Origin of the sequence: Paraburkholderia sp. BR14320 (genome assembly GCF_040948665.1) — a bacterium.
Classification (GTDB): Bacteria; Pseudomonadota; Gammaproteobacteria; order Burkholderiales; family Burkholderiaceae; genus Paraburkholderia; species Paraburkholderia youngii.
On the sequence record NZ_JBFPKG010000022.1, the window covers coordinates 53,259 to 79,525 of the forward strand.

26 protein-coding genes and 1 tRNA gene are annotated in these 26,267 nt (G+C 65.2%); 15 read left to right on the forward strand and 12 right to left on the reverse strand.

Going from position 1 to position 26,267, the window contains the following annotated elements; translation table 11 throughout:
• The first annotated feature begins 141 nt into the window (after positions 1-141).
• The 6 genes from rph to AB3X89_RS20840 all read left to right on the forward strand — a co-directional run bounded on the left by rph (position 142) and on the right by AB3X89_RS20840 (position 4,408).
• Positions 142-879, forward strand: coding sequence for a ribonuclease PH (gene rph, locus AB3X89_RS20815; RefSeq protein WP_368584937.1), 738 nt, complete (start codon positions 142-144; stop codon positions 877-879).
• A complete protein-coding gene (gene rdgB, locus AB3X89_RS20820; protein WP_368584938.1) occupies positions 876-1,538 on the forward strand; it encodes an RdgB/HAM1 family non-canonical purine NTP pyrophosphatase in 663 nt (220 codons plus the stop codon). The genes rph and rdgB overlap by 4 nt, the downstream gene beginning before the upstream one ends.
• Positions 1,535-2,764 carry a radical SAM family heme chaperone HemW gene (hemW, locus tag AB3X89_RS20825; protein WP_368584939.1) on the forward strand — a complete coding sequence of 410 codons (1,230 nt, stop codon included), beginning with the start codon at positions 1,535-1,537 and terminating at the stop codon, positions 2,762-2,764. Before rdgB ends, hemW begins: the two co-directional genes overlap by 4 nt.
• A 55-nt stretch (positions 2,765-2,819) precedes the next feature.
• Positions 2,820-2,909, forward strand: a tRNA-Ser gene (locus AB3X89_RS20830).
• Between the two features lie 297 nt (positions 2,910-3,206).
• Positions 3,207-3,872 (forward strand): hypothetical protein, encoded by a 666-nt coding sequence (locus AB3X89_RS20835; protein ID WP_368584940.1) that lies wholly within the window; start codon positions 3,207-3,209, stop codon positions 3,870-3,872.
• A 116-nt stretch (positions 3,873-3,988) separates the two neighbouring features.
• Positions 3,989-4,408: a DUF4279 domain-containing protein gene (locus AB3X89_RS20840; protein ID WP_368584941.1), complete on the forward strand. Its 420-nt coding sequence runs from the start codon at positions 3,989-3,991 to the stop codon at positions 4,406-4,408.
• A gap of 343 nt (positions 4,409-4,751) precedes the next feature.
• Here the strand turns inward: AB3X89_RS20840 and AB3X89_RS20845 are convergent, their stop codons facing one another.
• The 3 genes from AB3X89_RS20845 to AB3X89_RS20855 form a co-directional block, all read right to left on the reverse strand.
• Positions 4,752-5,156: a RidA family protein gene (locus AB3X89_RS20845; protein WP_368584942.1), complete on the reverse strand. Its 405-nt coding sequence runs from the start codon at positions 5,154-5,156 to the stop codon at positions 4,752-4,754.
• 75 nt (positions 5,157-5,231) lie between these two features.
• Positions 5,232-5,462: a hypothetical protein gene (locus AB3X89_RS20850; RefSeq protein WP_368584943.1), complete on the reverse strand. Its 231-nt coding sequence runs from the start codon at positions 5,460-5,462 to the stop codon at positions 5,232-5,234.
• Positions 5,463-5,677: 215 nt separating this feature from the next.
• A complete protein-coding gene (locus AB3X89_RS20855) occupies positions 5,678-6,895 on the reverse strand; it encodes a Bcr/CflA family multidrug efflux MFS transporter (protein WP_368584944.1) in 1,218 nt (405 codons plus the stop codon).
• 203 nt (positions 6,896-7,098) lie between these two features.
• On the opposite strand from AB3X89_RS20855, the gene AB3X89_RS20860 reads away from it, so the two are divergent.
• The 5 genes from AB3X89_RS20860 to AB3X89_RS20880 all read left to right on the forward strand — a co-directional run bounded on the left by AB3X89_RS20860 (position 7,099) and on the right by AB3X89_RS20880 (position 12,206).
• Positions 7,099-7,575 (forward strand): hypothetical protein, encoded by a 477-nt coding sequence (locus tag AB3X89_RS20860; RefSeq protein WP_176105314.1) that lies wholly within the window; start codon positions 7,099-7,101, stop codon positions 7,573-7,575.
• A gap of 158 nt (positions 7,576-7,733) precedes the next feature.
• Complete coding sequence (gene hemL, locus AB3X89_RS20865) at positions 7,734-9,017, forward strand: glutamate-1-semialdehyde 2,1-aminomutase (protein WP_368584945.1); 1,284 nt, start codon at positions 7,734-7,736, stop codon at positions 9,015-9,017.
• Between the two features lie 63 nt (positions 9,018-9,080).
• Positions 9,081-10,232 (forward strand): bifunctional diaminohydroxyphosphoribosylaminopyrimidine deaminase/5-amino-6-(5-phosphoribosylamino)uracil reductase RibD, encoded by a 1,152-nt coding sequence (gene ribD, locus AB3X89_RS20870; RefSeq protein WP_368584946.1) that lies wholly within the window; start codon positions 9,081-9,083, stop codon positions 10,230-10,232.
• 15 nt (positions 10,233-10,247) lie between these two features.
• Complete coding sequence (locus AB3X89_RS20875) at positions 10,248-10,883, forward strand: riboflavin synthase (RefSeq protein ID WP_368584947.1); 636 nt, start codon at positions 10,248-10,250, stop codon at positions 10,881-10,883.
• An 81-nt stretch (positions 10,884-10,964) separates the two neighbouring features.
• Positions 10,965-12,206 carry an energy transducer TonB gene (locus AB3X89_RS20880; protein WP_368584948.1) on the forward strand — a complete coding sequence of 414 codons (1,242 nt, stop codon included), beginning with the start codon at positions 10,965-10,967 and terminating at the stop codon, positions 12,204-12,206.
• Positions 12,207-12,214: 8 nt separating this feature from the next.
• Here the strand turns inward: AB3X89_RS20880 and AB3X89_RS20885 are convergent, their stop codons facing one another.
• The 9 genes from AB3X89_RS20885 to AB3X89_RS20925 form a co-directional block, all read right to left on the reverse strand.
• Positions 12,215-13,795: a dynamin family protein gene (locus AB3X89_RS20885; protein ID WP_368584949.1), complete on the reverse strand. Its 1,581-nt coding sequence runs from the start codon at positions 13,793-13,795 to the stop codon at positions 12,215-12,217.
• On the reverse strand, positions 13,792-15,048 hold the full coding sequence (locus AB3X89_RS20890; protein ID WP_368584950.1) for a GTPase: 1,257 nt from the start codon (positions 15,046-15,048) through the stop codon (positions 13,792-13,794). Before AB3X89_RS20890 ends, AB3X89_RS20885 begins: the two co-directional genes overlap by 4 nt.
• 103 nt (positions 15,049-15,151) lie before the next feature.
• A complete protein-coding gene (catA, locus tag AB3X89_RS20895; protein WP_176105309.1) occupies positions 15,152-16,087 on the reverse strand; it encodes a catechol 1,2-dioxygenase in 936 nt (311 codons plus the stop codon).
• A 78-nt stretch (positions 16,088-16,165) separates the two neighbouring features.
• Positions 16,166-16,456 carry a muconolactone Delta-isomerase gene (gene catC / locus AB3X89_RS20900; RefSeq protein WP_013090220.1) on the reverse strand — a complete coding sequence of 97 codons (291 nt, stop codon included), beginning with the start codon at positions 16,454-16,456 and terminating at the stop codon, positions 16,166-16,168.
• A gap of 27 nt (positions 16,457-16,483) precedes the next feature.
• Positions 16,484-17,620: a muconate/chloromuconate family cycloisomerase gene (locus tag AB3X89_RS20905; RefSeq protein ID WP_368584992.1), complete on the reverse strand. Its 1,137-nt coding sequence runs from the start codon at positions 17,618-17,620 to the stop codon at positions 16,484-16,486.
• A 432-nt stretch (positions 17,621-18,052) separates the two neighbouring features.
• The gene (locus AB3X89_RS20910; protein WP_368584951.1) at positions 18,053-19,696 is read right to left on the reverse strand and encodes a GMC family oxidoreductase; all 1,644 of its coding nucleotides are present in this window, start codon (positions 19,694-19,696) and stop codon (positions 18,053-18,055) included.
• Entirely contained in the window at positions 19,686-20,351 is a 666-nt protein-coding gene (locus AB3X89_RS20915; protein WP_368584952.1) for a gluconate 2-dehydrogenase subunit 3 family protein, read from the reverse strand. The genes AB3X89_RS20910 and AB3X89_RS20915 overlap by 11 nt, the downstream gene beginning before the upstream one ends.
• On the reverse strand, positions 20,348-21,352 hold the full coding sequence (locus AB3X89_RS20920) for a hypothetical protein (RefSeq protein ID WP_368584953.1): 1,005 nt from the start codon (positions 21,350-21,352) through the stop codon (positions 20,348-20,350). Before AB3X89_RS20920 ends, AB3X89_RS20915 begins: the two co-directional genes overlap by 4 nt.
• Before the next feature lie 28 nt (positions 21,353-21,380).
• Positions 21,381-22,502, reverse strand: a complete 1,122-nt coding sequence (locus AB3X89_RS20925) for an enolase C-terminal domain-like protein (protein ID WP_368584954.1) — start codon at positions 22,500-22,502, stop codon at positions 21,381-21,383.
• Between the two features lie 268 nt (positions 22,503-22,770).
• Here AB3X89_RS20925 and ribBA point away from each other — a divergent pair, with 268 nt between their 5' ends.
• From ribBA to AB3X89_RS20945, 4 genes are all read left to right on the forward strand, one after another.
• On the forward strand, positions 22,771-23,904 hold the full coding sequence (gene ribBA, locus AB3X89_RS20930; protein ID WP_368584955.1) for a bifunctional 3,4-dihydroxy-2-butanone-4-phosphate synthase/GTP cyclohydrolase II: 1,134 nt from the start codon (positions 22,771-22,773) through the stop codon (positions 23,902-23,904).
• Between the two features lie 48 nt (positions 23,905-23,952).
• On the forward strand, positions 23,953-24,465 hold the full coding sequence (gene ribH, locus AB3X89_RS20935; RefSeq protein WP_368584956.1) for a 6,7-dimethyl-8-ribityllumazine synthase: 513 nt from the start codon (positions 23,953-23,955) through the stop codon (positions 24,463-24,465).
• Positions 24,462-24,896: a transcription antitermination factor NusB gene (nusB, locus tag AB3X89_RS20940; RefSeq protein WP_013090229.1), complete on the forward strand. Its 435-nt coding sequence runs from the start codon at positions 24,462-24,464 to the stop codon at positions 24,894-24,896. Before ribH ends, nusB begins: the two co-directional genes overlap by 4 nt.
• Before the next feature lie 161 nt (positions 24,897-25,057).
• On the forward strand, positions 25,058-26,254 hold the full coding sequence (locus tag AB3X89_RS20945; protein WP_368584957.1) for a pyridoxal phosphate-dependent aminotransferase: 1,197 nt from the start codon (positions 25,058-25,060) through the stop codon (positions 26,252-26,254).
• Positions 26,255-26,267: the final 13 nt, after the last annotated feature.

The following is a 26,267-nucleotide window of genomic DNA, read 5'->3' on the forward strand; positions in this document are numbered from 1 at the left end:
CGCGTGCTCGGGCGGCACTCATCATCCGCAACCTTGTGTTCCATGCGTATGGGCAACCGCCCTATTCGATCGGCGGTAAAATTAGGGTTTTTCCTCCGCCCCTCTTCCGGCCTTTCGGCACACAACGCGACCCATTCCGACATGAGCAACGACACCCAACGCCCCAGCGGCCGCCAGCCCAACCAGTTGCGCGACGTGCGCATCACGCGTCACTACACGAAGCACGCGGAGGGCTCGGTGCTGGTCGAGTTCGGCGACACCAAGGTGATCTGCACCGCGAGCGTGAGCGAGAGCGTGCCGCCGTTCCTGCGCGATCGCGGCCAGGGCTGGCTCACCGCCGAATACGGCATGCTGCCGCGCGCCACGCATACGCGCAGCGACCGCGAAGCCGCGCGCGGCAAACAGACCGGCCGCACCCAGGAAATTCAGCGGCTGATCGGCCGCGCGCTGCGCTCGGTGTTCGATCTTGAAAAGCTCGGCGCGCGCACGATCAATCTCGATTGCGACGTGATCCAGGCCGACGGCGGCACGCGCACCGCGAGCATCACCGGCGCGTTCGTCGCCGCGCATGATGCGGTCGCCAGAATGCTCGCCACGGGCCGCATCGAAAGCTCGCCGATCACGGATTACGTCGCGGCGATTTCGGTCGGCGTCTACGACGGCGTGCCGGTGCTCGATCTCGACTACGACGAAGACTCGCAGTGCGACACCGACATGAACGTCGTGATGACGGGCGCGGGCGGTTTCGTCGAAATTCAGGGCACCGCGGAAGGCGTGCCGTTCTCGCGCGAAGAAATGAATGCGCTGCTCGATCTCGCGAGCGACGGCATCAGCACGCTGATCGCGAAGCAGAAAGAAGCGCTGGGAGTGCAGCAGTGAATGAGGTTCGTCAGGACAGCGGCGGGAACGATGCTCACGGCATAACGTCGGGCATGCCGTTGAAGAAAGTGGTGCTCGCGTCGAACAACGCGGGCAAGCTGCGCGAATTCGCGGCGCTGCTCGGCGCGGCCGGCATCGAGTTGATCCCGCAAGGTGCGCTCAATGTGCCGGAAGCCGAAGAGCCACACCCCACCTTCGTCGAAAACGCGCTGGCCAAGGCGCGTCACGCGGCGAAGCTGACCGGCCTGCCTGCGCTCGCCGACGACTCGGGCCTGTGCGTGCGCGCTTTGCGCGGCGCGCCGGGCGTCTACTCGGCCCGCTTCGCGCAACTCGCCGGCGGCGAGAAAAGCGACGCGGCGAACAACGCGCGGCTCGTCGAAGAACTGCGGAGCGCGAGCGACCGGCGCGGCTATTACTATTGCGTGCTCGCCCTCGTGCGTCATGCGGACGATCCCGAACCGCTGATCGCCGAAGGCCGCTGGCACGGCGAAATCCTCGACGCGCCGCGCGGCGAGCACGGCTTCGGTTACGACCCGTACTTCTATCTGCCGTCGCTTAACGCGAGCGCCGCTGAGCTCGAGCCGGCGGTCAAGAACGCCAGCAGTCATCGCGCGATCGCGCTGCGGCAACTGCTCGCACGTTTGTCGGAGGAAGCGTGATTCCGATCCGATCGACGCCGGCGGACATCGGCAACGGTGTCGTCAAGGCATTCACATCGCCGGGCGGCATCCGTTTGACGTCGCTGCCGCCGCTTGCGCTGTACGTGCATTTTCCGTGGTGCGTGCGCAAGTGCCCATATTGCGATTTCAATTCGCATGAGTGGAAGGGAGAGACGTTCCCGGAGAACGACTACCTCGACGCGCTGCGCGCCGATCTGGAAATGGCGTTGCCACTGATCTGGGGCCGCCAGGTGCATACGGTGTTCATCGGCGGGGGCACGCCTAGTTTGCTGTCGGCGGCGGGGCTCGATCGAATGCTGTCGGATATCCGCGCGCTGCTGCCGCTCGACGCCGACGCGGAGATTACGCTCGAAGCGAACCCCGGCACGTTCGAAGCCGACAAGTTCGCGCAGTTTCGCGCGAGCGGCGTGAACCGGCTGTCGGTGGGCATCCAGAGTTTCAACGAAACGCATCTGAAGGCGCTCGGCCGCATTCATGACGCGGCGCAGGCGCGCCACGCGGTCGAGGTCGCCGCGACCACGTTCGACAACTTCAACCTCGACCTGATGTTCGCGCTGCCCAAGCAAACGCTCGCTGAATGCCAGGCCGATGTGGAAACGGCGCTGTCGTTTGCACCGCCGCATCTGTCGCTGTATCACCTGACGCTCGAACCGAACACGCTGTTCGCCAAATTCCCGCCCGCGCTGCCCGACGACGACGCGTCCGCAGACATGCAGGACTGGATTCATCAACGCACCGCCGCGGCCGGCTATGAGCGCTACGAGGTGTCCGCGTATGCGCGGCCGCATCGGCAGAGCAAACACAATCTGAACTACTGGCGTTTCGGCGACTATCTCGGCATTGGCGCGGGCGCGCATACGAAGCTGTCGTTTCCGAATCGGATCGTGCGTCAGGCGCGCTATAAGCATCCGACCACGTTCATCGAGCAGGCCAAGGCCGGGGCAAGCGTGCAGGAAGAGCACGAGGTCGGGCCGCGCGATCTGCCGTTCGAGTTCATGCTGAACGCGCTGCGCCTGGTGGAAGGGTTTCCGGTGCATCGGTTTATCGAACGCACGGGTCTGTCGATTACGACGATCGAACCCGCGTTGCAGGAAGCGGAACGGCGCAAGCTGATTACGCGCGACTACGAACGAATTGCGCCGACGCCGCTTGGGCAGGCGTTCCTGAACGATCTGCAAGCGCTATTCCTGAAAGACCCGCAGTGATGCCGGGTCGCTTGGACTCGGCAGCGAAGTCTTTCCAGGTTACAATTCGCGGTTTGGAGGTGTGGCCGAGTGGTTTAAGGCACCGGTCTTGAAAACCGGCGAAGGAGCAATCCTTCCGTGAGTTCGAATCTCACCGCCTCCGCCAGTCTTTCAAGCAAAACCCCGTAAGTTCAGCGACTTACGGGGTTTTTGTTTTTCTTATCCCGATGATCCGCTGCGCCAGTGCCGTCAGCGACCGGAAAGATCATAGACGAAAGGTACGGTCGCTGCCCGCGAGCAGTCGCGCGACGGGCGCGAAAAATCGCAATGTTCTTGCGGGCGCTTTGTTCTGTCTCGTCGAAACCCGTGGAGATTTTGGGCGGTCGCCCATGTACGGACTGCCTGTCGCACGGTAATTATCTGAATGCTGTCAACCCCGGCAGCGAGTTCAGATAGACCAACGATGTCCCTGTCCGTATTTGAGATGCACTCCGTGGAGCTGTTCTGCCAGCGGGCACCGGGTGCCTGTTATGTCATCTGTGACGAACGGCACTATAAGGCGTGCCTTGGCCAGGCAGCAGACAGTCACAAGGCCAGGGCGGAGACCCGGGAATTTCTCGAGATTGCCGAACTGAATCACAGGGAGTGGGAGGAGGACCGGAAGCTTGTCCGGAGTCTCCTTGGTCGCAACTGGCTGTTTTTTCATACGGTGCGGGACCGTAACCCTGACACCGATGGCTGGTGGGTCATCGTTGCTCTTCTCGAAGAGGTTCGCCGGGGCAAACTGCTTGCCATTAGAGGTCCGCGTAATGGCCTGTTTCCGTCACCTTACCGCAGCGCGCCGCTAAGGAATCCCGTAGCGAGGACCGGCAGTCACCCAGACGGCGAACCCATTTTGTCCGTCCAGTATGATCCGGCCACCTGGCAAAACCAGCTGAACGCTGCGCGCGCAGCCCGAGCTGCCAATAGAGGCGCATCCACGCCGCTCGGCGACGTGCAGCCGTTTGAGTATGTGCCGGATGCGTTGAGCGACGATGTCGTTGAGCTCGCCGCGAGCACCAATAACCCACGCTATGTCGCCAAGATGCTTACAAGCAAAACACGTTCAGCGACATGCTTCACGCTATGAAGCAGTACAACAAATTGCGCGGCGACAACAACGTAATCTGGCATGACGATGGAGACGTGGAATTTAACGGCGTGATTATCGACAACATGCACAGTTGGGCACCCTAAAGGAATGTTATGGCAACGACCCATCAACTTGCACATGCTTCTTTCACTATCTATCAGGACGTGGAGCGGCCCGAATTCTGGACAAACTATTTTCGCGTTGAACCGGACATGCAGAGCGTTCGGGGGCAATTCCGCACTACACCATCTGGGCGCACTAGCAAGTACCCGGCTCGAATTGGTGTATGGAGTGTGGATAGCAAGGGGCATGTTCAGAGTAATCTTCTTGCGCCTCACCTTCGCTATCTTGTCGAACGCTTGGCATTGCCCCGATCAGACCTGCCCGAATTGCTAGTGCGCACTGGCGCACAGATGCGTTTCTTCTGTTATTGGGACAACGAGAGCGGCGACCGCGTGCCTGATGTGCCCGACGATATTCGCACCATGATGGAAGCCATGGGCGGCACGGTCGAGATTGATGAATATCGATAAAGCCTCGCTCGAATGCACAAGCCGATCCTCGCGAGTCGGATTTTTTGTGCGAGCTTGTACGGCAGTGCAAGTGTTGTGGGTAGCACTTGTGAACTAGTCCTCTATGCCGCGAACATGCACGGCCCACGCTCCCATCATCGGGCGGCGCTGTTCCACCGAATTGGTGCGGTGATAGGCCGCCTCAACCTTGTTCGACACAGTATGCGCAAGCGCCCGTGCGGCAAGGGTCGCGCCACGGCATCGCCGGTTGATGCTCGACCTTTGCCGCGTGCTTCGGCAGGATGTGATCGTGAAAACGAGAAAAGCCTGCGGAGCCTCAGGTACTCGCTTGCACCATCCCGAACTAAACCACCCCCACCGCCTCAACCTCGATCTTGAACCCATAGTGCAACTGCGGCACCGGCACGACCGCGCGAGCCGGTTTTGCCTCACCGGCCCAGCGCGCGTAGATCTGATTGAAGCTAGCCCAATGTTCGACATCGACGACATACACGCGCACCTGCACCAGTTGCGCGACGCTGCTGCCGACGCTTTCGAGCGCCGCCTTCAAGTTGACCAGAACCTGTTCGGCCTGCGCGTCGAATGACGCATCGGCGAGCTTCTCGCCTTGGGCATTGATCGGCAGTTGCCCGGACACGAAGACGAAGCCATTCGCGACCGCCACATGACTGTAGTGACCGCCGGGTTTCGCCAGCGCGGCGGGATTGTGGGTGTGAGGCAAACGTGGGGCGTGCGCGCTATCGGTCATCAACCACTCCAGAAGTGAAATTGCCGGAGCGGTTCATCGCCGTGCTTCATTCAGCGCAAACCCGCACACTGCGCGTCATGCATCCGCCATCTCGAGCTTCTCGCGCGCATCGGCACAACGACGATTCAGATCGCGATGCATCAGCTGGCTATCGAGCAGAGCCGATACATCAGTCAACCCCTGATCAAAGCGCAAGACATATTCGATGTCGGTGTAATCGTAGTAAGCGCCGCTGTCGGCCAGCCGTTGCGCCTCGGCGAATGCGGCAAATTGCCGTTCGCCGTTCATCAGGTCTTTGATCGCCATGATTGCCGCTCCGAGGAACAGTGACTTCATCATAGCAATGCAAACCGCGACGCACGGTGGTGCGCGCGCAACACCAGGTGTTTTCCGGAGACCCGCCCGGTGAACTCACGCGTCGGTCAATGCCCGCGGCCCGTGCAGCACGAGCGTCATACGGCTTTCACGCCGTTTTCACAGCGCCCGTGCAGTGCTCGACCTCAATACCCAAACAGCACACGCTACACAGCCGCAACCGGCGACGTCCCGTGCCAGCGCATCACGAGCCTGCGTCCGACAAAGCACAGGCAGCCCGCCACGCCGACGACGATACCCATGCCCTTCGGCGTGCCGTCCTGCCACAGCCCGACTGCGAGGCTCGACAACGCGCCCAGCGCGAGCTGCACCGCGCCGAACACGGCCGCCGCGGCACCTGCGTTGACCGGATAGCGATGCATCAGATCGGTCGTGCAGTTGGCGGACAACACGCCCACCACGCTGACGACGAAGAAGAGGCCAAACACGATCGACCACAAGCCGCCCCACCCCGTCAGCGATACGACGGACACGAACAGCGACGCAACGAAGCTCACGGTCGCCGCGAACGAGATGATCGGCACCGGCCCGAGCCGGCCGACGAACCGCGTGTTCAGGTAATTGCCGAACATGATGCCGACGATATTCAGCGCGAACAGGAAGCCATAGTGCTGCGCGGACACGTGGAAATACTCGATGTACACGAACGGCGTCGCCGTGATGTACGCGAACATCGACGCGAACGCCATGCCGCCGCACAGCATATGCCCCCACGCGACCGGATCGCGGAGCAGCGTGCCATACGCGCCGAACGACTTCAGCAGCGCCGACTGCGCGCGCATCTCGCGCGGCCACGTCTCCGGCACCTTCAGGAATGCGGTCACCGCGCACACGGCCCCGAACAGCGTCAGCGCGACGAATACGGCGCGCCAGCCGCCCAGCAGCAGCAACTGTCCGCCGATCAGCGGCGCGAGCAGCGGACCGATCGCCGTGACGATCGCGATCATCGACAGTACGCGCGCCGCATCGCCGGGCTCGTGCGCGTCGCGCGCGATCGCGCGAGCCAGCACCGACGCCGCCCCCGCGCCCAACGCCTGCACGAAGCGAAAGCCGACCAGCGAGCCGATCGAGATCGACAGCGCGCAGGCGATGCTCGCGAGCGCATACATGACGATGCCGCCGAGCAGGATCGGCCGGCGACCATACGTATCCGACAGTGGACCGTACAACAGCATGCCAATCGAAAAGCCGAACATGAAGCTCGTCAGCGTCGATTGCGCGGCGCCCGTGCCGACGGCGAAGGCCTGCGCGATGGTCGGCAGGCTCGGCAGATACATGTCGATGGAAATCGGCCCGCACGCGGCCAGCGCGCCGAGCAACAAAATCAGCCGGCCATCGGGCCGGCGTTTGACGACGTGAGACATGGGAGATCCGGATGGAACGCCGCGCCGGCATCGGCAGCGGAACAGGTGAAGCGGGAACGGCCATCAGTTGACCGGCTCGATTGTACGCGACGGTTAACCCGTTGACTGTGCGCGAAGCAGCGCCGCGCGGCGCAAACAGCGTCAATCGGTTAAGCTGCCGCCTGCATATCCATCCCCTTCCCCCGATCCCGTTCGAACCCGCGATGACCGCCTTCCTGCTGATCTGGAGCCCCAAAAAATGGCCGTGGCCCGAGCTGCCCGACATCGCGAAACGGGTGGCGGCCGGCGAAGCGGTGACCGACGCATGGGGCTGCGGCTTCGCGCGCGGCATCCTGCCCGGCGATCGCGTGTTCCTGCATCGCGTCGCGCAGGAGCCGAAGGGCATCTTCGGCTCGGGCTACGTGACGCGCGCGCCGTACGAAGTCCCCGACGCGTCGACCAAACGCGGCTACCGGCTGTGCATCGACTTCGTCTACGACTGGCTCGTCGATGCGCATCACGCGCCGGTCATCCCGCGCGATCAGCTGCGCGTGCATCCGTTCTCGGTGCAGACGTGGGATGCGCAAAGCTCGGGCACGATCATCAAGCCGATCGCCGAAGGCGCGCTGGAGAAGCGCTGGGCCGAATTGACCGGCAAGCGCAAGCCGCCGGCGTTGCCCGCGCCAGGCAGCCGGGCCTGAAAACACCCGCCGCCGCGGCCGCCCGCCCGCACAGCCCGCCGGCGCCGAGTCCGGTACAATTTCTCGATCCATCCCAGCATTGCGCGAAGTGTCCGCGGGAATCGTCCGAGGCCCTTTACGCCGCTGCGCAACCCTTGCTCCCTATTCCAGCCATCGCCATGTCCAGAAACGAAACCCTCTTCGAACGCGCGCAACGCACGATCCCCGGCGGCGTGAATTCGCCGGTGCGCGCTTTCCGTTCCGTCGGCGGCACGCCGCGCTTCATCCAGCGCGCGCAAGGCCCCTACTTCTGGGATGCGGACGGCCAGCGCTATACCGACTACATCGGCTCGTGGGGTCCCATGATCCTCGGCCACGTTCACCCCGAAGTGCTCGAAGCCGTGCAGCGCGTGCTCGTGAATGGCTTCTCGTTCGGCGCGCCGACCGAGTCGGAGGTCCAGATCGCCGAGGAAATCTGCAAGCTGGTGCCGTCGATCGAACAGGTGCGCATGGTGTCGAGCGGCACCGAGGCGACGATGAGCGCGCTGCGTCTCGCGCGCGGCTTCACGAACCGCAGCCGCATCGTCAAGTTCGAAGGCTGCTATCACGGCCATGCGGACAGCCTGCTCGTAAAGGCTGGCTCGGGCCTCCTGACTTTCGGCAATCCGACCTCGGCGGGGGTGCCGGTTGATATCGCGAAGCACACCACCGTGCTCGAATACAACAACGTCGCCGAACTCGAAGAAGCGTTCAAGGCGTTCGGCAATGAGATCGCCTCGGTGATCGTCGAGCCGGTTGCGGGCAACATGAACCTCGTGCGCGCGACCCCCGAATTCCTGCAGGCGCTGCGCCGCCTCTGTACCGAGTACGGCTCGGTGCTGATTTTCGACGAAGTGATGTGCGGCTTCCGCGTTGCGCTCGGCGGCGCGCAGCAGCTCTACGGCATCACGCCGGACCTTACGTGCCTCGGCAAGGTGATCGGCGGCGGCATGCCGGCGGCGGCGTTCGGCGGACGGCGCGACATCATGGCTCACCTCGCGCCGCTCGGCGGCGTCTATCAGGCGGGCACACTGTCGGGCAATCCGATCGCGGTCGCGGCCGGCCTGAAAACGCTGCAGCTGATCCAGGCGCCCGGCTTCTACGACACGCTCGCCGCACGCACCACGCGTCTCGCGCAAGGGCTCGCGCGGGTCGCCCGCGAAGCAAACGTGCCGTTCGCCGCGGATGCGCTCGGCGGCATGTTCGGCATCTACTTCCGCGAGTCGATCCCGACGAGCTTCGCCGAGGTCACGAAGAGCGACGTGCCGCGCTTCAACGCGTTCTTCCACAAGATGCTCGACGCCGGCGTGTACTTCGCGCCGTCCGCGTATGAGGCGGGCTTCGTGTCGAGCGCGCACGACGACGCAGTGATCGACGCGACGATCGACGCCGCGCGCGGCGCGTTCGCAGCGTTGAAGGGCTGAAGCCGGACCTCACGCAAAAGCCGCAACCCGCACGACCCAGACACCGCACCACAACGGACACCGATGTTCTCGCAAACCGATTTCGTCCATATGGAACGCGCGCTCGCGCTCGCGAAGCGCGGCATGTACACGACCGACCCGAATCCGCGCGTCGGTTGCGTGCTCGTCAGAAACGGCGAGGTGATCGGCGAAGGCTACACGCAGCCTGCCGGCCAGGATCACGCGGAAATTCGCGCGCTGAAGGACGCACGCTCGCGCGGCCACGACCTGCGCGGCGCGACCGCCTACGTGACGCTCGAACCGTGCAGCCATTTCGGCCGCACGCCGCCGTGCGCGAACGCGCTGATCGAAGCGCAGATCGGCCGCGTGATCGCGGCGATGGAAGATCCCAATCCGCAGGTCTCCGGCCGCGGACTCGCGATGCTGCGCGAAGCCGGTATCGAAGTGCGCTGCGGGCTGCTCGCGAACGAAGCGCGCGAGCTGAACATCGGCTTCGTGTCGCGCATGACGCGCGGCCGTCCGTGGGTGCGCATGAAAGTGGCGGCATCGCTCGATGGCCGCACCGGCTTGCCGTCAGGTGAGAGCCAGTGGATCACGAGCGCGGCCGCGCGCGCCGACGGTCATGCGTGGCGTGCGCGCGCATCGGCGATCCTGACCGGCATCGGCACCGTGCGCGAAGACAATCCGCGCATGACCGTGCGCGCAGTCGATACGCCGCGCCAGCCGCACCGCGTGCTGATCGACAGCCAGCTCGACGTGCCGCTCGACGCGCAGATCCTGGCCGGCGCGCCGACGCTGATCTTCTGCGGCGAACTCGATGCGCGTCTTGAAGAACGCGCGGTTGCGCTGCGCGAGCGCGGCGCCGAGATCGTGCCGCTGCCGAACGCGTTCGGCAAGGTGGATCTGCCGCGCATGCTGAGCGTGCTCGGCGAGCGCAACGTGAACGAATTGCACGTCGAAGCCGGCTACAAGCTGAACGGCTCGCTGCTGCGCGAAGGCTGCGTCGACGAACTGCTCGTCTATCTCGCACCGAGCCTGCTCGGCATTGACTCGATGAGCATGTTCAATCTGGACTCGCCCGACCTGCTCGAAGACCGCGTGAAGCTCAATTTCCACACGGTCGAGCGGATCGGCGACGATCTGCGAATTCTCGCGCGCTTCGCACAGGCAGCCGTACCCGGGACCGACGCCGTGTCCCCCACCGTTTCGCAATGATCAAGGATTAGCACGATGTTTACAGGAATCGTCGCGGCAGTGGGCCGCATCGAATCAGTCAAGCCGCTCGGTACGGGCGGCGACGCGGGTGTACGCCTGAACGTCGAAGCCGGCGGGCTCGACCTCGCCGACGTGCAGCTCGGCGACAGCATCACGATCCAGGGCGCCTGCATGACGGTGGTCGCAAAGACTGCTCATTCGTTCGAAGTCGACGTATCGCGCGAAAGCCTGAACCGCACCGCCGGTCTCGGCGAAACCGGCGAGGTCAACCTCGAGAAAGCGCTGCGCGCGCATGACCGGCTCGGCGGACATATCGTCTCCGGACACGTCGACGGGCTCGGTACCGTCACGCGTTTCGCGCCGGTCGGCGAATCGCACGAGCTGCGCATTCTCGCGCCGCGCGACATCGGCCGCTATCTCGCGTACAAAGGTTCGATTACGGTCAATGGCGTGAGCCTGACCGTGAACTCCGTCGCTGATCGCGACGACGGCTGCGAGTTTTCGATCAATCTGATTCCGCATACCGTGCAGGTGACGGCGCTCAAGCATCTGCGCGATGGCGTGAAAGTGAATCTGGAGATCGATCTGATTGCGCGCTATGTCGAGCGCATGCTCAATGCGCCGCGCGATGGCGATCAACCGTTGAAATAATCACGTTCGGGGCGAATCGCTCCGCTGAGCGAATCCAGAGCCGTGGCGCAGCGCGCGCACGATCCGAATCCGATCAGGACCATGAAAATGCCGCGCCTGCACGGTTGCTGGAATTCTCGGCCTGTCCGCCTGGTGAAAGCGTCGCTGATCGTCACCTGCATCGTCGGCATGAGCGGCGCCGGTGCCACGGTCGCGTCGAATCTCGTTTCCAATTCGCCGCCCGCCGATGCCGCAACGCCAGCGAGCAACGCGAGCGCCGCCCGTCTGCCGTCTTTTGCGTCGGGCGCGAGCGCTCCCTCGCTGCTGTCGAGCGCGTTGCCATTTCTGCCCGGCAAACCGCTCGATGCGGCGGAACTGGCCAACCACTTAGGCATCACGGCCGACTCGTCCAAAGCGAAGCTGCTCGCGGACTGGGCGCAGAAACTGACAGCCGATCCGGACATTCAACGCTATTACTTTTCGCCCGACAGCAATCCGGCTACGGCGGGCCCCGCCGCGCTCGCTCGCGCGCTAGGCGTGCTTGACGGTATGGCGCGCATCTCGCAGCAGGACCGCGAACAGTTGATGGGCCTAACGACGCACGCGCTGAACAACGCGCCGCCCGATTGCGGCGGCCTGAAGAATCTGCAGCTGATCACGTCGCGCTATCTGTCGATGGACAAGGAAACCGACGCGGAACTGCAGACGCAGCTGCAAGCGCTGTTCAACCTCATCAAACAGTCGACGCAAACCACGCCGCTGCCGCAAGTCACGCCCGGACAACGGCTGCGCGGGCAACTGGCGCTGTCGGCGTCGCTCGCGGACGCGCTGAATCGCAACCCTGACGATGCGGATGATCTGGGGCTATTGACGAGTGGCCGCCAAGGCGAGCTTTCGCCTGAAGCGTGGTGCAAGGCGATGCGCCTTTACCGCCAGGCGTTCGATAAGACGCCGCAACAAGCGCGCGAATGGATCACGCTGGCCGAACTCGACAGCAGCAGACGTTCGGCGGTGTTACTGATCACCGCGCTGAAAAACTTCGCTTCGGGCGCGCCTCGCCAACCGGCCTCCGCGCCGAAAGTATTCGACTACGCGGAACTGGTCCGGCAGCGCGTGCAGCCCAACATCGTCTGGAATGGCAAGCCGGGGCATCGGGAAACCGTGGTCGAAGTGCACTGCACGTCGTCAGGCAGTCTCGAGTCGGTCAAGATCGTTCGATCGAGTGGCGACCGGGCGTGGGACAAGGCCGCCGTCGAGGCGGTCAAGCGCTCCGATCCGATGCCGCGCGATGAAAACGGTGAGACCCCGCGATCGTTCACGATCACGCTGACGCCGGGCGTTTGAACGGCGCATCAGACAGATTCCGATCGCACCTGCGACTTCAGATCGAGCAAGCCTTCCTCATGCGTCGCTAACGACGCTTCAAGACGCCGCGCGAGCTTGGTCAACCGAGTGATCGACGCGCGGCACCGTTGCGCGGCATGGCCTGACAGACTCAGCACGCACTCGCGAATCGCGCGGCTTAGCGCGGCGTGAAGGCGGCCATAGTCGATACCCGCGACTTCGCGCACCGGTCCATCTGCACTCGTTCGCTCGACGACGATATCGTCGAAACCAGCATCGGCAGCCAGCTCGATGCGTGCGAGCGAAGCGTCGGGCTCGATCACATAATCGCCCAGCAGCCTGTCTGCCTCGCGTCGATACAGCTCGGATATCGATTGCGACAGCGCATTGCACAGCCCGATCACGTCATGCGTCGTAGTATGTGCATCGAGCAACGCGGGCAGCGTCGGCACGATGCCGCGCCACACCGCGTTGGCAAGCTGCTCCTGCTGTTGCTCGAGCCGCTCGAGCGCCGCCTGCGACGACTCGCCAAGTTCGGCAAGCAACGGTAGCACCTCGCTTTGCAGCTTACCGAGCACGTTCTCTTCCAGATGATGCAGCAGCACCTCGGCCCGCTTGCGCCGTTTATACGCAAGCGCCGGTCCGGTGATGTCGAGCAACGCGGCATACAGCCGCTCGAAGCCCGCGTCACTCATGGCCGCCGCGGTCTGCCCCGCCTCGCGCGCCACATGCGCTGAGACCGACACCGGCGGTTTCAGCAGCGCCGTGTCGACGCCCATCGCCACGAGCTTGTCTGCCGCCCGCACCCTGACATCGTGCTCCTGCAGCGCGCGACGCGGCGCGCTCTTGTTGCACAGACACTTGACGAGTTCGCCGTCGACTTCGTCTTCCTCGTACTCGTCGCTACGAGTCACGACCGGCAGCAGCGGCTTGTTCCGATGCAATTCGCGGCCGAGCTCGTCGAGCTCCTGCACCTGGCCCGGCGAGGTGGAGCTGGTCAGCCACAACACACCGTCGGCGCTATCGATGAAGCACTGCGTCAATGCGGCGTTTTCCGGCGTCACCGAATGCAATCCCGGCGTGTCGAGCAATACCAGCTTTGCGCCGAGGCGCACCCCTTGCAGCCGCGAGGTCGTTTCGGTCGCGCCTTCGCTAAAGGGCTCCGACGTTTCGACGACGCGGCCCCCATCCACATGGAAATACTGCACGCTGCGCCCGTGTGCGGCGAAGCGCTCGGCGAGGAAATTGCAGAACGAACTCTTGCCCGCGTTGAACTTGCCGAACACGAGCAGCAACGCCTGATCCTCGAAATGATCGGCGAGGTGCTGGGCCGCTTCGAGGCCCGACCACTGTTGCATCGACGCTTGCACGCTGTCGCGCAGGAGCGCGTTGATCGTGTCGGCCTGAATGGCCAGCGCGCTGTTTGCGTGCAAGCCGTCGCACTTCAAACAGTCGTTTTGCAGATCGGCGCTCAGCTTTGCGAGCCAGTCGTTCAGCGCATGCAGCAGCGCGTCGGTTTCCTCGGCGATGAAGTCGAACGCATCGACCTCGGCGATGAATCGTTGCTCGTGGCTCGCGTCGGCTTTCACGCGCGCGCCACCAGTATCCGCATCGCGGCCGCCGCGTCGTCCGATGCGACGAGCGCCGCTTGCGTATCGACGATCTGCGCGGCCAGCGCCTTGCGGTCGGCGGACAGCTCGTAGTAGTGCGTGAATTCGCGCTGCATGCGCTCACGCCCCGCCGCTTCGCAGAACATGCGGCGCAGATCCTTGCGGAACTTCACCGACACGCCCATCACCGCGATCATCACCGAGTTCAGGCTTTTCGCCGCGGTGTGCTGCTCCGGCGGCAGACCGATGACACCGTGCCCGGCCAGCATCGCATCGATCTCGATGCACGCGCGCGAGTACGCGATCTGGATATGCGCGCGCTCCAGTTTGCCCGCGGTGATCGCGTAGGCGTCTTTCGCGGTATCGGGCACGCTCGCGTGATCGGTGCCGAGCGCATTCAACATCGCGTCGATGTCGCCGCCGACCTTGTCGATGACGGCCGCGAGGCTCCGATCGAAGGCCTGCTTTTGTTGTTGCTGCGTGGTGCGCAGAATGTCCAGCGACGTCTGCCGTGCCGCGCGCAGCCGTTGCAGTTCGTCGCGGATTTCGCCGATCAGCAGCGTGGTTTCGTGAGCGCGCGCATCCGGCACACGCTCGAGTTCCGCGCGCAACGCGGCATGCAGCGCGGGGATGCCGCTCTTTTCAAGCAGCAGTTTCTTGCCGCCGTCGAGCCCCTTGCGATGGCGCATCGACGACACCGCGTTCAACGCGATGCCGGGCATCTGCCGGTCGATCGCTGCGCCGACGTTCTGCACCGCGGCGGCGTCGGTGAGCTGGTCGACTTGCGACAGCACGAACAGCGTCTGCCGGCCGGTCCTGACGCGGTCGGCGTCGAGCTCGGTCAGCAGCGTCAGTTCCTTCGCGTCGAGCTCGCCCTCTTTCGCGGCGTGCACGAACAGGCGAATGTCGGATTTCAGCCACGCGGCGCGCAACGCTTCGCGGTCGTCTTCACTGCCGACGTCGGCGTCGAGTCCCGGCGCGTCGAGCCAGCGCACACCCTGATGCACGCTGTCGGACAGGCGCACCGTTTCGCGCCGGTCCGACACCGCGAACGCATCGCGGCTCAACAGCTCGTTGAGCAGGCTGCTCTTGCCGTGGTTGTATTTGCCGACGACGGTGACGACCGGTTCACTGTCGTCGATCAGAATCAGCAGGCGCGCCAGATCGTGGGCCCGCTCGGGCAGCACGGACGCGACATCGTGCGCTGCGCGCTCACGAAGTTTGCTCGACACCGTCAACTCCTCGACGCTTCAGGGGATTGATCCGGCCGGCAGGACTGCCGGCCGTTGGCAACGAAAGGCGGCGGCCGTGTCGCCACGGCGCCGCCTCGTGCGATCACGCTTCGGCCGAAGCGCGCAGACGATAGACGAGCTGGTTGTCCTTACCCTGGACCAGCGGCGTGATCGTGAAGTTGAACTCGATGTCCTTGTACGCATCGGCCTTCAGGCCCAGCGCCGCGCCGCCGGTTTTCTCGACGACCGGAGGAATCAGCTCTTCGCGCGTTGCATACGCGAAGTCGTCCCAAATGAGCGGATCGCCTTCGATGTTGAACTGCGTGGTCAGCTTGCGATGACCGTCGCTGCTCACGAAGAAGTGCACGTGCGCCGGACGGTTGCCGTGACGGCCCAGCACGTTCAGCAGCTGCTGCGTCGCGCCGTGCGGCGGGCAGCCATAGCCCACCGGCATCAGCGTGCGGAACTCGTACTTGCCGTCGGCGCCGGTCTTTACCGCGCCGCGCAGGTTGAACTCGGTCTGTGCGCCGGTCGGATCGAAGTGCGAATAGAAGCCCTTCGAGTTCGCGTGCCAGCACTCGACGAGCGCGCCGGCGACCGGCTTGCCGTCCAGATCCTTGACCGTGCCGCGGATCACGAGCGGGCCCGCGTCTTCGTCGGCGTTGATATCGATCTTCGACACGCCGTCGCGCACCGGCGCGCCGGCCACATACAGCGGGCCTTCGATCGTGCGCGGCGTGCCGCCTTCGAGACCGATCTTCTTGTCCTCGGCATCCATGCGGATGTCGAGGTACTTCTCGAGACCGAGGCCGGCTGCGAGCAGCGCCGCTTCGCCGTCCTGGCCGAGCTTGTTCAGATAGTTGACGCCGGCCCAGACTTCGTCGGGCGTGATGTCGAGGTCATCGATTGCCTTGAACAGGTCGCCCAGCAGACGGAAAACGATCTGCTGGAAACGTGCGTTGCCGTTACCGGCATCGACGTTGGAAGCGGCTTTCAGCAGATCCTGCACTTCTTTGGTTTCAAAGACTTTGACGCTCACGATGACTGTCTCCAGTTGGTATAGGGGGAAAAGATGGCTTTGGATGCGCTCGCCTTGAAATGCGCCTGGCCCCTGGGCTCAGATGTCGTCGTCCCGAATCGACGACGGGTGACGACACAGAGGCGTCACCGAAATCTTCATGTACGGGAACAGAGGCAAACCGGACAGAATGTCGTGAAGTTCGGCATTGCTCTCTACATCGAAGATGCTGTAATTCGCGTACTCGCCAACGAGGCGCCAGATATGACGCCACTTGCCGCTACGCTGGAGTTCCTGCGAGTAAGCCTTCTCGCGGGTCTTGATTTCGTTCGCCACTTCGGCCGGCATGTCGACCGGCAGGTTCACGTCCATTCGCACATGGAAAAGCATCGTTGACTCCTCTTGATCTGAATCCGTTTAGCGGGTCACCTTCATCAGCCCGTCTCGAGTGAATCGCTTGACCTTCGCCTCGTCGAGTTCGATGCCGAGACCCGGGCCGTTCGGCACGGTCAGTTCGAAGTCGCTGTAATCGAGTGGCGTGGTCAGAATATCTTCGGTGATCAGCAGCGGCCCGAACAGCTCGGTGCCCCATTGCAGATTCGCGAAGCTCGCGAACAGATGCGCCGACGCCACCGTGCTGAACGCGCCTTCGAGCATCGTGCCGCCGTACAGCTCGATGCCGGCGGCATCGGCGATCGCGGCCACGCGCTGCGCGGCGAACAGGCCGCCGCTCTGTTCGATCTTGATCGCGAACACATCGGCGCCGCCGTTCTTCGCGATCTCGAACGCGCTGTCCGGACCTTGCAGGACTTCGTCGGCCATCAGCGCGACCGGGAAGCGGCGCATCAGGCGCGCGAGCGCGGCGGCGGATGCAACCGGCTGCTCGACCAGATCGCAGCCCGCGTCGGCGAGCGCCGGAATCGCCCAGGCGGCCTGGGTCTCGCTCCACGCCATGTTCACGTCGACGCGCACCGCGGCGCGCTCGCCGACCGCTTTCTTGATGTCGGCGACGTGTTTGATGTCGGTCTTCAGTTCCTTCGCGCCGATCTTCAGCTTGAAGACCTTGTGGCGGCGTACGTCGAGCATGTGCTCGGCTTCGGCGATGTCCTTCGCGGTATCGCCCGACGCGAGCGTCCACGCCACCGGCAGGCGCTCACGGCGACGGCCGCCGAGCAGCTCGCTCACCGGCACGCCGAGGCGCTTGCCGTGCGCGTCGAGCAGCGCGGTTTCGAGCGCGCTCTTCGAGAAATGATTGACCTTGACCAGCTTGCCGAGGTGCGCCATCAGCGCCTGGATCTGCGTCGCGTCCTTGCCGATCATCGCCGGGGCGAAGTAGGCGTCGATCGCGAGCTTCATCGCCTCGGGGCTTTCCGGGCCGTAGGCCATGCCGGCGATCGTGGTGCCTTCGCCGATCCCGACGATGCCGTCGCTGCAGTACACCTTGACCAGCATCAGCGTCTGCCCGTACATCGTGGCGACCGACAGCTTGTGAGGACGGATCGTCGGCAGATCGACGAGGCGGGTTTCGATACGTTCGATGGTCGCGTGGGTCATGGCGGCTACGGCGAGAAGTGAGTTCATTGGATGTTTTTATACCCCTCGCCCTTTTGGGCCGTCCAATACTTTTCCTGTCCTTTTTCATACCTTCAAGGTATGGTGACCCGCACAACCCCGGCCTTTCTATGGATTTTGCATCGCACCATGCATGTCGCGCATTGAAAAAGAGCCCGTTTTCTCGCCGCGAACATTGGCCTGCGTCAAGCTTCGATGCTCGTAGAGCATGTTGTGCGCGGTAGGTGTGACTGGCGATAAGGCCTCACACCGCGGACAGCGCCCTGACCATCACGTAGTACGTCGTGAGCGGGCGGCGTCGGCGGCTGACCGAATAGCTGCTGATCCCAGCCGAAGCTGCGAGCCACGTCGTCGACGCCGATGATCGTCCAGGTACGCTTCATTCAAGCCTCCATCCGGCGAACGACGCGAAAGCTATAGCTCGCCGCGCACGCCCAGCGCCGCGATACGGTCAGCAGTGCGGCACGCGATCGCCTGGATCGTCAGCGAAGGATTCACGCCGCCGACGGTCGGAAACACCGAGCCGTCGCACACCCACAGGTTGCGGATGTCCCAGCTGCGGCAGTCCGCATCGACGACGCTCGTCGCCGGATCGTCGCCCATGCGCGCGGTGCCGTTCAGGTGGCAGGTGTCGTCGGTCTCGCGCCAGATCTCCTTGCCGCCGGCCGCCGCGAGCGCCTGCTCCATGAAGTCCAGCGAATGCGCGATGAGCCGCTTGTCGTTCTCGCACCATGAATAGGTGACGCGCGCGATCGGCAGCCCATACTGGTCCTTCTCGTTGGCAAGCGTCACGCGGTTGCGCTGCTGCGGCAGCATTTCGCCGACGATCTTCAGCCCCGCCTGGTGGTTGTACTTGAGCATCTCCGCGCCGAGCGCGTCGCCCCACAAGCCACGGCCGTTCTGCACCGCGACCCAGCCGTTCGGCAGCGGCCCCTGGCTCATGTAGCAGTAGCCGCCGAAAAAATCCTTGCCCTTGTCTTCGTAGTTCCAGTGCTCGGTGAGCGCGAGCGACGGCGGTCCCTTGTACCAGCGGATGTCTTCGTCGAAGGTGCCGTAGACGGCCTGGTTCGACTGCGCCATCAGGTTCTTGCCGACGAGTCCCGAGCTGTTCGCAAGTCCGTCCGGAAAGCGGCTGTTGGCCGACATGAGCAACAGGCGCGGCGTTTCGATCGCGTAGCCGGCCACCACCACGTGCTTCGCGCGCTGGAATCGCCATTGCCCTTCGCGCAGATATTCGACGCCGGTGGCGAGCCCCGCGTCGTTGGTGACGACGCGGCCGACCATCGCCAGATCGCGTACTTCGGCGCCGGCACGCAGCGCACGCGGAATCCACGTGACGAGCGCGCTTTGCTTCGCGTTGGTCGCGCAGCCGGACACGCAAAAGCCGCGGTACACGCACGGATGCGCGTGGCCGCGCGGCGCGGAGATGGTTGCGAGCGGCGTCGGGCACCAGTCGATGCCGAGCGCTTCGGCGCCGCGCGCAAGCACCAGCGCCGCCGCGTTCAGCTCATGCGCGCGATACGGATAGCGCGGCCGCTTCGGGCCCCAAGGATAGTTGACCGGTCCGGAGATTTTCAGCGCCTCCTCGACCTCGCCGTAGTAGCGCCACATCTCGCGCCAGTCGAGCGGCCAGTCGGCGCCATAGCCGAGCACGCTGCGCGACTTGAACCACTCGGGCCGAAAACGCAGCGACACCATCGCGAAATGGACCGTGCTGCCGCCGACCGCCTTGCCGCTGTTGTTGTGGCCGAGCTTCAGCGGATTGTCGCCGTCGCAGATGCGCTCGTCGGTCCAGAACAGCTTTTCCTGATGCGCCTCGTCCGACGCGAACTCCTCGAGCGGACGCCACCATGCGCCGGCATCGAACGCGACGACCTTGAAGCCCTTTTCCGCCAACCGGCACGCGAGCGTGCCACCTCCGGCGCCGGTGCCGACGATCGCGAAATCGACCTCCTCGCCGTCGGGGTACGTGCGCATCGGCACCCAGCCGCCACGCTGGAACACATCCGGGGCGCGGCCGTCCTTGCCGCGCGGCCGTTGCTGCGCATCATCGGACACGGCGGTTCTCCCTGGCGGCCTCTTCGTGCGTGTCGGGCGTTGCTTCGACCGCCTCCCACGGATCGCGCCGGTTCAGGTACATGCGCACGTAGCCGCGCGGATTCGCCGGGCCGCCGAAACCGATCTCGCTCCACGCGTGCGGATGCGAGTAGTAGAGCCCGCAGATGTCGTGCAGCACGCGCTCGCTAAAGAACAGCTTCGACGGCATGCCGCGCCACGCGGGGTTCGTCAGTTCGCCGCGCTGCATGTCGCCGAGCAGCGCGATCTGCGCGTCCTGCGCGAGACTCGCGAACGGCAGGCCGCCGCGCTCGCGGGATTCGGCATCGAGCGCGGCGAGGCCGATGCGCCAGGTGTCGCGCATCGGCGGCAAACGGGCGTCGCGGTAGCCGTCATTGCTGTTGCCGGCGAGGCGCGCGTCGAGCAGCGCGGCGAGCGGCACCACCGGTTGCGCGTTCGCTTGCGGCACGATGCGCGCGCACAGCGACGTGACCGCGAGCCATTCGACGGCGCTGAAAAAGCGCGGCTCGAGCGGTGTCGCGAGGCGTTCGGCGATCACCGCGCGGGTGTGAGCGTCCCACGACGGCGTCGAGCGTTTGTCGAGCACGTCGTAGCCGGGATAGCGGGTGGCTCGGGTCGAGCGTGGTTCGTGAGTCATTTTTCAGTCTCCCGCAGACGCAGCGCGGCGAGCCCGGCGAGCGCCAGCGCGGAAAAGCTCGGCGGCGCAGGCAGCGGCGGCCCGTCGAACAGGTTCTGGCTCCAGTTGCGCCAGCCGCCCTGGCGACGCGCGATCCCGCGCGCGTGAAAACCCGCGCCGACAAAGCCGAGCGCGGTCGTGATGCGCAACCACAGCCGCGTGTACCAGCGCTCACGCGGAGCAGCCAGCGCGGCATGCGCGAGCAGCGCCGCGGTGACGGGCGGAATGCTGACCGGCGCGTACATCGCGCGATGCTGGAACGCGCCGCGAAAATGCAGCAGCGCGGCCTCCCCCACGGTGCCGACGAGCCCGGCCGCGACCAGCAGACCGAGCGCCTGACCGGCCGGCATGCCGAGCAGTCGCGGGTCGGCGGCGGGCTGGTCGCGCAGCCGTTCGGCGACGGCACCGAACGCGCCCGACAGCAGCAACGCCATCGGCGCGCCGAGCGGCGCCGCGTGAAACAGGTTGTTCCAGCTCCAGCCGCCCGGGCGCTTCATCACGTTGTAGAGATGGAAACCGGTGCCGGCGATGCCGGTCGCCGTCGCGCCCAGATAGATCGCATGGCGCGCGCGATGCGTTTGGCCGCGACGATCCGCGCCACCATGCAGACCCGCGGCGAGCGACAGACTCGCGCTGACGAGCGGCGCGAACATCGCGGGGTTGTCGAACGAGCCGCGGTAGTGCTCCATCGCGCTGTCGGCGAGCACCGACAGCGCGAGCAGCGCGGAGCTATGGTTGAAGGTGCGGGCCGCTTCGACGTGTGCCTGGACCTCGCCAGCGGGTTTTCTCGTGTGTACACGCGCCCGGAACGTCACGGGGGCTCGACGCTCGCGCTGTCGCAGGCCGCTGCCGCGTGGTTCGCGATGCGGCTCGGGTCCTCGCGCGCCGCGCGCGGCCAACGTCGCGACGGCCGCGACCGCCGCCGCCGTGTACAGCAATCCGGGTACGCTTGAAGAGCTCATCGATATCGCTTCCCTGTTCTGGTCTGCTTTATTTGATGAGGTAGCGCGCGGCGTCGCCCTGCTTGAATTCGAGCCCGCAACCGGGCCGCGACAGGTCCGGCTCCATCTCGCCATCGCGCAAACGCGGCGCGCCGTCGAACAGCATCGCTTCGATCCGGGCGTGGTCGTGAAACCACTCCTGATGGCACAAGCGCGGCGCGGCGCACGCGACGTGCAGATGCAGCGCCGGCGCGCAGTGGGCGGACAGCGGCACGTGATACGCGTCGCACAGCGCGGCGGCCTGCAGAAAGCCGGTGATGCCGCCGCAACGGCTCGCGTCGGCTTGCAGCACGTCGACGGCACCGGTCGCGAGCAGGTGGCGGAAATCGTCGAGCGTGTAGCCGTATTCGCCGGCGGCGATCTCCATGCCGGCCGGCACGTGCTCACGTACGTTGCGCAGGCCCGCTTCGTCGTCCGAAGACACGGGCTCCTCGAACCAGCTCACCTCGTGCTCGGCGAAGCGTTGCGCGTAGTACAGCGCCCGCTGTGGCGTGAACGCGCCGTTGGCGTCGACAAACAGGCCCGCGCCGCCGATCGCCTCGCGCGCCGCCGCGACGCGCGCCGGGTCCTTGTCCGGCTCGCTGCCGATTTTCATCTTGACCCACCGGCAGCCGTCCTGCGCGACCCAGTCGGCGAACTGCTGCTGCAAGCGCTGGTTCGTGTACGTGGTGAAGCCGCCGCTGCCGTAGACGGGCACGGTCGGGCGCAGCGCGCCGAGCACGCCGACGAGCGGCACGCCGAGCAGCTTCGCCTTCAGGTCCCACAGCGCGCAGTCGATCGCGGATATGGCGGTGGCGGCCAGTCCGGCGCGGCCGAGATTGCGCACCTGGCGTTGTAGCCGTTGCCAATGGGCGCCGACGTCCAGGCCGTCGTGATTCAGCACGCAGGTGGCGAGCGCGCCCTGAATCAGCGCGACGATGCAGGCGTCGCTGTACGTGTAGCCGATGCCGGTGTCGCCGCCCGCGTCGACCTCGACGACGACCAGCGTGGTCGCGTCCCACGCGAACGTGCCGTCGGCTTCCGGCGCGTCGCTCGGAATCCGGTACGCGCTCGCGCGCAGCGCGGTGACGGGCGCCTGCGACGAGCCCCCATTGGTGACGCCGCGCTTCATGGCCGCGCTCCTTGCGCGTGCGCGTGACGCCTTGCAGCGATGCAATAGCCGACGGTCCCCGACATCGCAGTCTCCGGATCGTAGTGAGACGAAGCTGCCTGCTGCGCCGCAAGTACCGTTCCGCACTATTGCAATCCGTAAAGCGGGGCGGCGATGGCGAGCACGCCCAGCTCTTCGTCAATCGGCCAAACCGCCTATGTCGTCTGGCGGAGGCGACTTGGGCCCGCGCGTGGCGTAAAATACGCGCTTTCCCGAAAAACTCGCCAACATGACGCTCGCCTCCACCCAAGAGATCATCGCCGAACTGAAAGCCGGTCGGATGGTGATCCTCGTCGACGAAGAAGACCGCGAAAACGAGGGCGACCTCGTGATCGCCGCCGAGTTTGTCACTCCGGAAGCGATCAATTTCATGGCTCGCTACGGCCGCGGCCTGATCTGCCTGACGCTGACGCAGGACCGCTGCAAACAGCTGAACCTGCCGCTGATGACCTACCGCAACGGCACGCAGTACGGCACGGCGTTCACGGTCAGCATCGAAGCGGCCGAAGGCGTGACGACCGGCATCTCGGCAGCCGACCGGGCCCGCACGATCGCCGCCGCGGTCGCGCCGGACGCAAAAGCCGAACACATCGTGCAGCCCGGCCATATCTTCCCGATCATGGCCCAGCCGGGCGGCGTGCTGGTGCGCGCCGGCCATACCGAGGCCGGCTGCGACTTCACGAGGCTCGCGGGCCTCACGCCGGCCGCGGTGATCTGCGAAGTGATCAAGGACGACGGCACGATGGCGCGTCTGCCGGACCTGCTCGAGTTCGGCAAGGAGCACGGCCTGAAGACCGGCACGATCGCCGATCTGATCCACTATCGCAGCCGCACGGAATCGATCGTCGAGCGTATTTGCGAACGCACGATGCAAACCGCGCACGGCGCGTTTCGCGCGGTCATGTATCTCGACCAGCCGAGCGGCCAGCCGCATATCGCGCTGGTGCGCGGCACGCCGTCGCCCGATCGCGACACGCCGGTGCGCGTGCACGAACCGCTGTCGGTGCTGGATCTGCTCGAAGTCGGCGAATCCACGCACTCTTGGACGCTGGATGCGGCCATGAAAGAAATCGCGGAACGCGATCTCGGCGTGGTCGTGCTGCTGAACTGCGGCGACTCGAAAGACCATCTGATCGACGTCTTCAAGGCGTTCGACTCGAAGGAAAAAGCGGAGGCGCTGAAGCGCCGCCCGGTCGACTTCAAGACTTACGGCGTCGGCGCACAGATTCTGCGCGAACTCGGCGTCGGCAAGATGCAGGTGCTGTCGAACCCACGCAAGCTCGGCAGCATGTCGGGTTATGGTCTCGAAGTGACGGGCTTCATTCCGATGCCCGGCAGCAAAACGCAAGCCCCGCAAGTCTGATCCGGCCACTCACGCGCCTCGCGCCCACTCAAACACTACGGAATTCACATGGAAATCGGACAATACCAACCGAATCTCGACGGCGACGGACTGCGCATCGGCATCGTCCAGGCGCGCTTTAACGAACCCGTCTGCAACGGCCTCGCCGACTCCTGCATCGAAGAACTCGAACGCCTCGGCGTGACCGGCGAAGACGTGCTGCTCGTCACGGTGCCAGGCGCGCTGGAAATCCCGCTCGCACTGCAAAAGCTCGCGGAAAGCGCGCAATTCGACGCGCTGATCGCGCTCGGCGCGGTGATCCGCGGCGAGACGTACCACTTCGAACTCGTGTCGAACGAAAGCGGCGCGGGCATCACGCGCATCGGCCTCGACTTCGGCATTCCGGTCGCGAACGCGGTGCTGACCACCGAGAACGACGAGCAGGCCGTCGCACGCATGACCGAGAAGGGTCGCGACGCCGCGCGCGTGGCTGTCGAAATGGCGAACCTCGCGGTCGCGCTCGAACAGCTCGGCGGCGATGACGACGAAGACGATGACGAAGACGACGAGGAAGAGGCATGAAGAGCGCACGCCGACGCTCCCGCGAACTGGCCACGCAGGGGCTTTACCAGTGGCTGCTGTCGGGCTCGCCCGGCGGTGAGATCGACGCGCAACTGCGCGGCGCGCAAGGTTACGACAAGGCCGACCACGAGCATCTGGACGCAATCCTGCATGGCGTGATGCGCGATTCCGAGGAATTGTCCGCCGCGATCGCGCCGTGCCTCGATCGTCCGATCGATCAGCTGTCGCCGGTCGAGCGCGCGGTGCTGCTGGTCGCCGCGTTCGAACTGAAGAATCACGTCGACATTCCGTATCGCGTGGTCATCAACGAAGCGGTCGAGCTGACCAAGACGTTCGGCGGCTCGGATGGCTACAAGTACGTGAACGGCGTACTCGACAAGCTCTCGGCGCAACTGCGCGCCGCCGAAACGCAGGCGGCTCGCAAGGGCTGAGCGCTGTGCGGGCGGGGCCATGCCGCGCATCGGTTCCCGCCACGCCGCACTGCACAGGGCGAAGCACCTCGAGCGCCCGCAAGGACACCGCCGCGCGCTTCGATGAGCGCATCATTTGATGAGTGGGCGCCGTCCCCTGCTTCTGAATTGGATCTGACCGTATGAACTCCGTGACCGAACCTCTCGTGCGGCTCGCCGCGCGCGTCGATGCCATCCAGCCTTTCTACGTGATGGAACTGGCCAAGGAGGCCGCGCTGCTCGAACGAGCCGGGCGCGACATCATTCACATGGGCATCGGGGAGCCGGATTTCACCGCGCCCGAGCCGGTCATCGAGGCGGCCGCGAGCGCGCTGCGCCGCGGCGTCACGCAATACACGAACGCGCTCGGCGTGCACGAGCTGCGCGACGCGATTTCCGCCCATTACGCCGAGTTCTACGGCATCGACGTCGACCCGGCGCGGATCGTGGTCACGGCGGGCGCGTCGGCGGCGCTGCTGCTCGCGTGCGCGGCGCTCGTCGATCGCGACGACGAAGTGCTGATGCCCGACCCGTGCTATCCGTGCAACCGACATTTCGTGATCGCCGCCGAAGGCAAGCCGGTGATGGTGCCGAGCGGGCCGGCCGAGCGCTTCCAGCTGACCGCCGACGACGTCGAACACCTGTGGGGCGAGCGCACCCGCGGCGTGCTGCTCGCGTCGCCGTCGAATCCGACCGGCACGTCGATCGAGCCGGCCGAACTCGAGCGGATCGTCAAGGCCGTGCGTGCGCGCGCCGGCTTCACGATCGTCGACGAGATCTACCAGGGCCTCAGCTACGACGCGAAGCCCGTGTCGGCGCTGTCGTTCGGCGACGACGTGGTCACCGTCAACAGCTTCTCCAAGTACTTCAACATGACTGGCTGGCGACTCGGCTGGCTCGTCGTGCCGCCCGCGATGGTCAGCGCGTTCGAAAAGCTCGCGCAAAACCTGTTCATCTGCGCGTCGGCACTGGCGCAGCACGCGGCGCTCGCCTGCTTCGAGCCGGAGACGATCGCGATCTACGAAGCGCGGCGCCTCGAATTCAAGCGACGCCGCGACTTCATCGCGCCGGCGCTCGAATCGCTCGGCTTCTCGGTGCCGGTGATGCCCGACGGCGCGTTCTACGTCTACGCGGACTGCCGCGGCGTCGCGCATCCCGCGGCCGGCGACAGCGCGGCGCTCACGAAGGCGATGCTGCACGATGCCGGCGTCGTGCTGGTACCGGGCATGGACTTCGGCACGCACGCGCCGAGGGACTACATCCGGCTGTCGTATGCGACCGCGTATCCGAAGCTCGAAGAGGCTGTCGAGCGGCTGGCGAAGCTGTTCGGGCGGCATTGATGTGAGGCTTTGA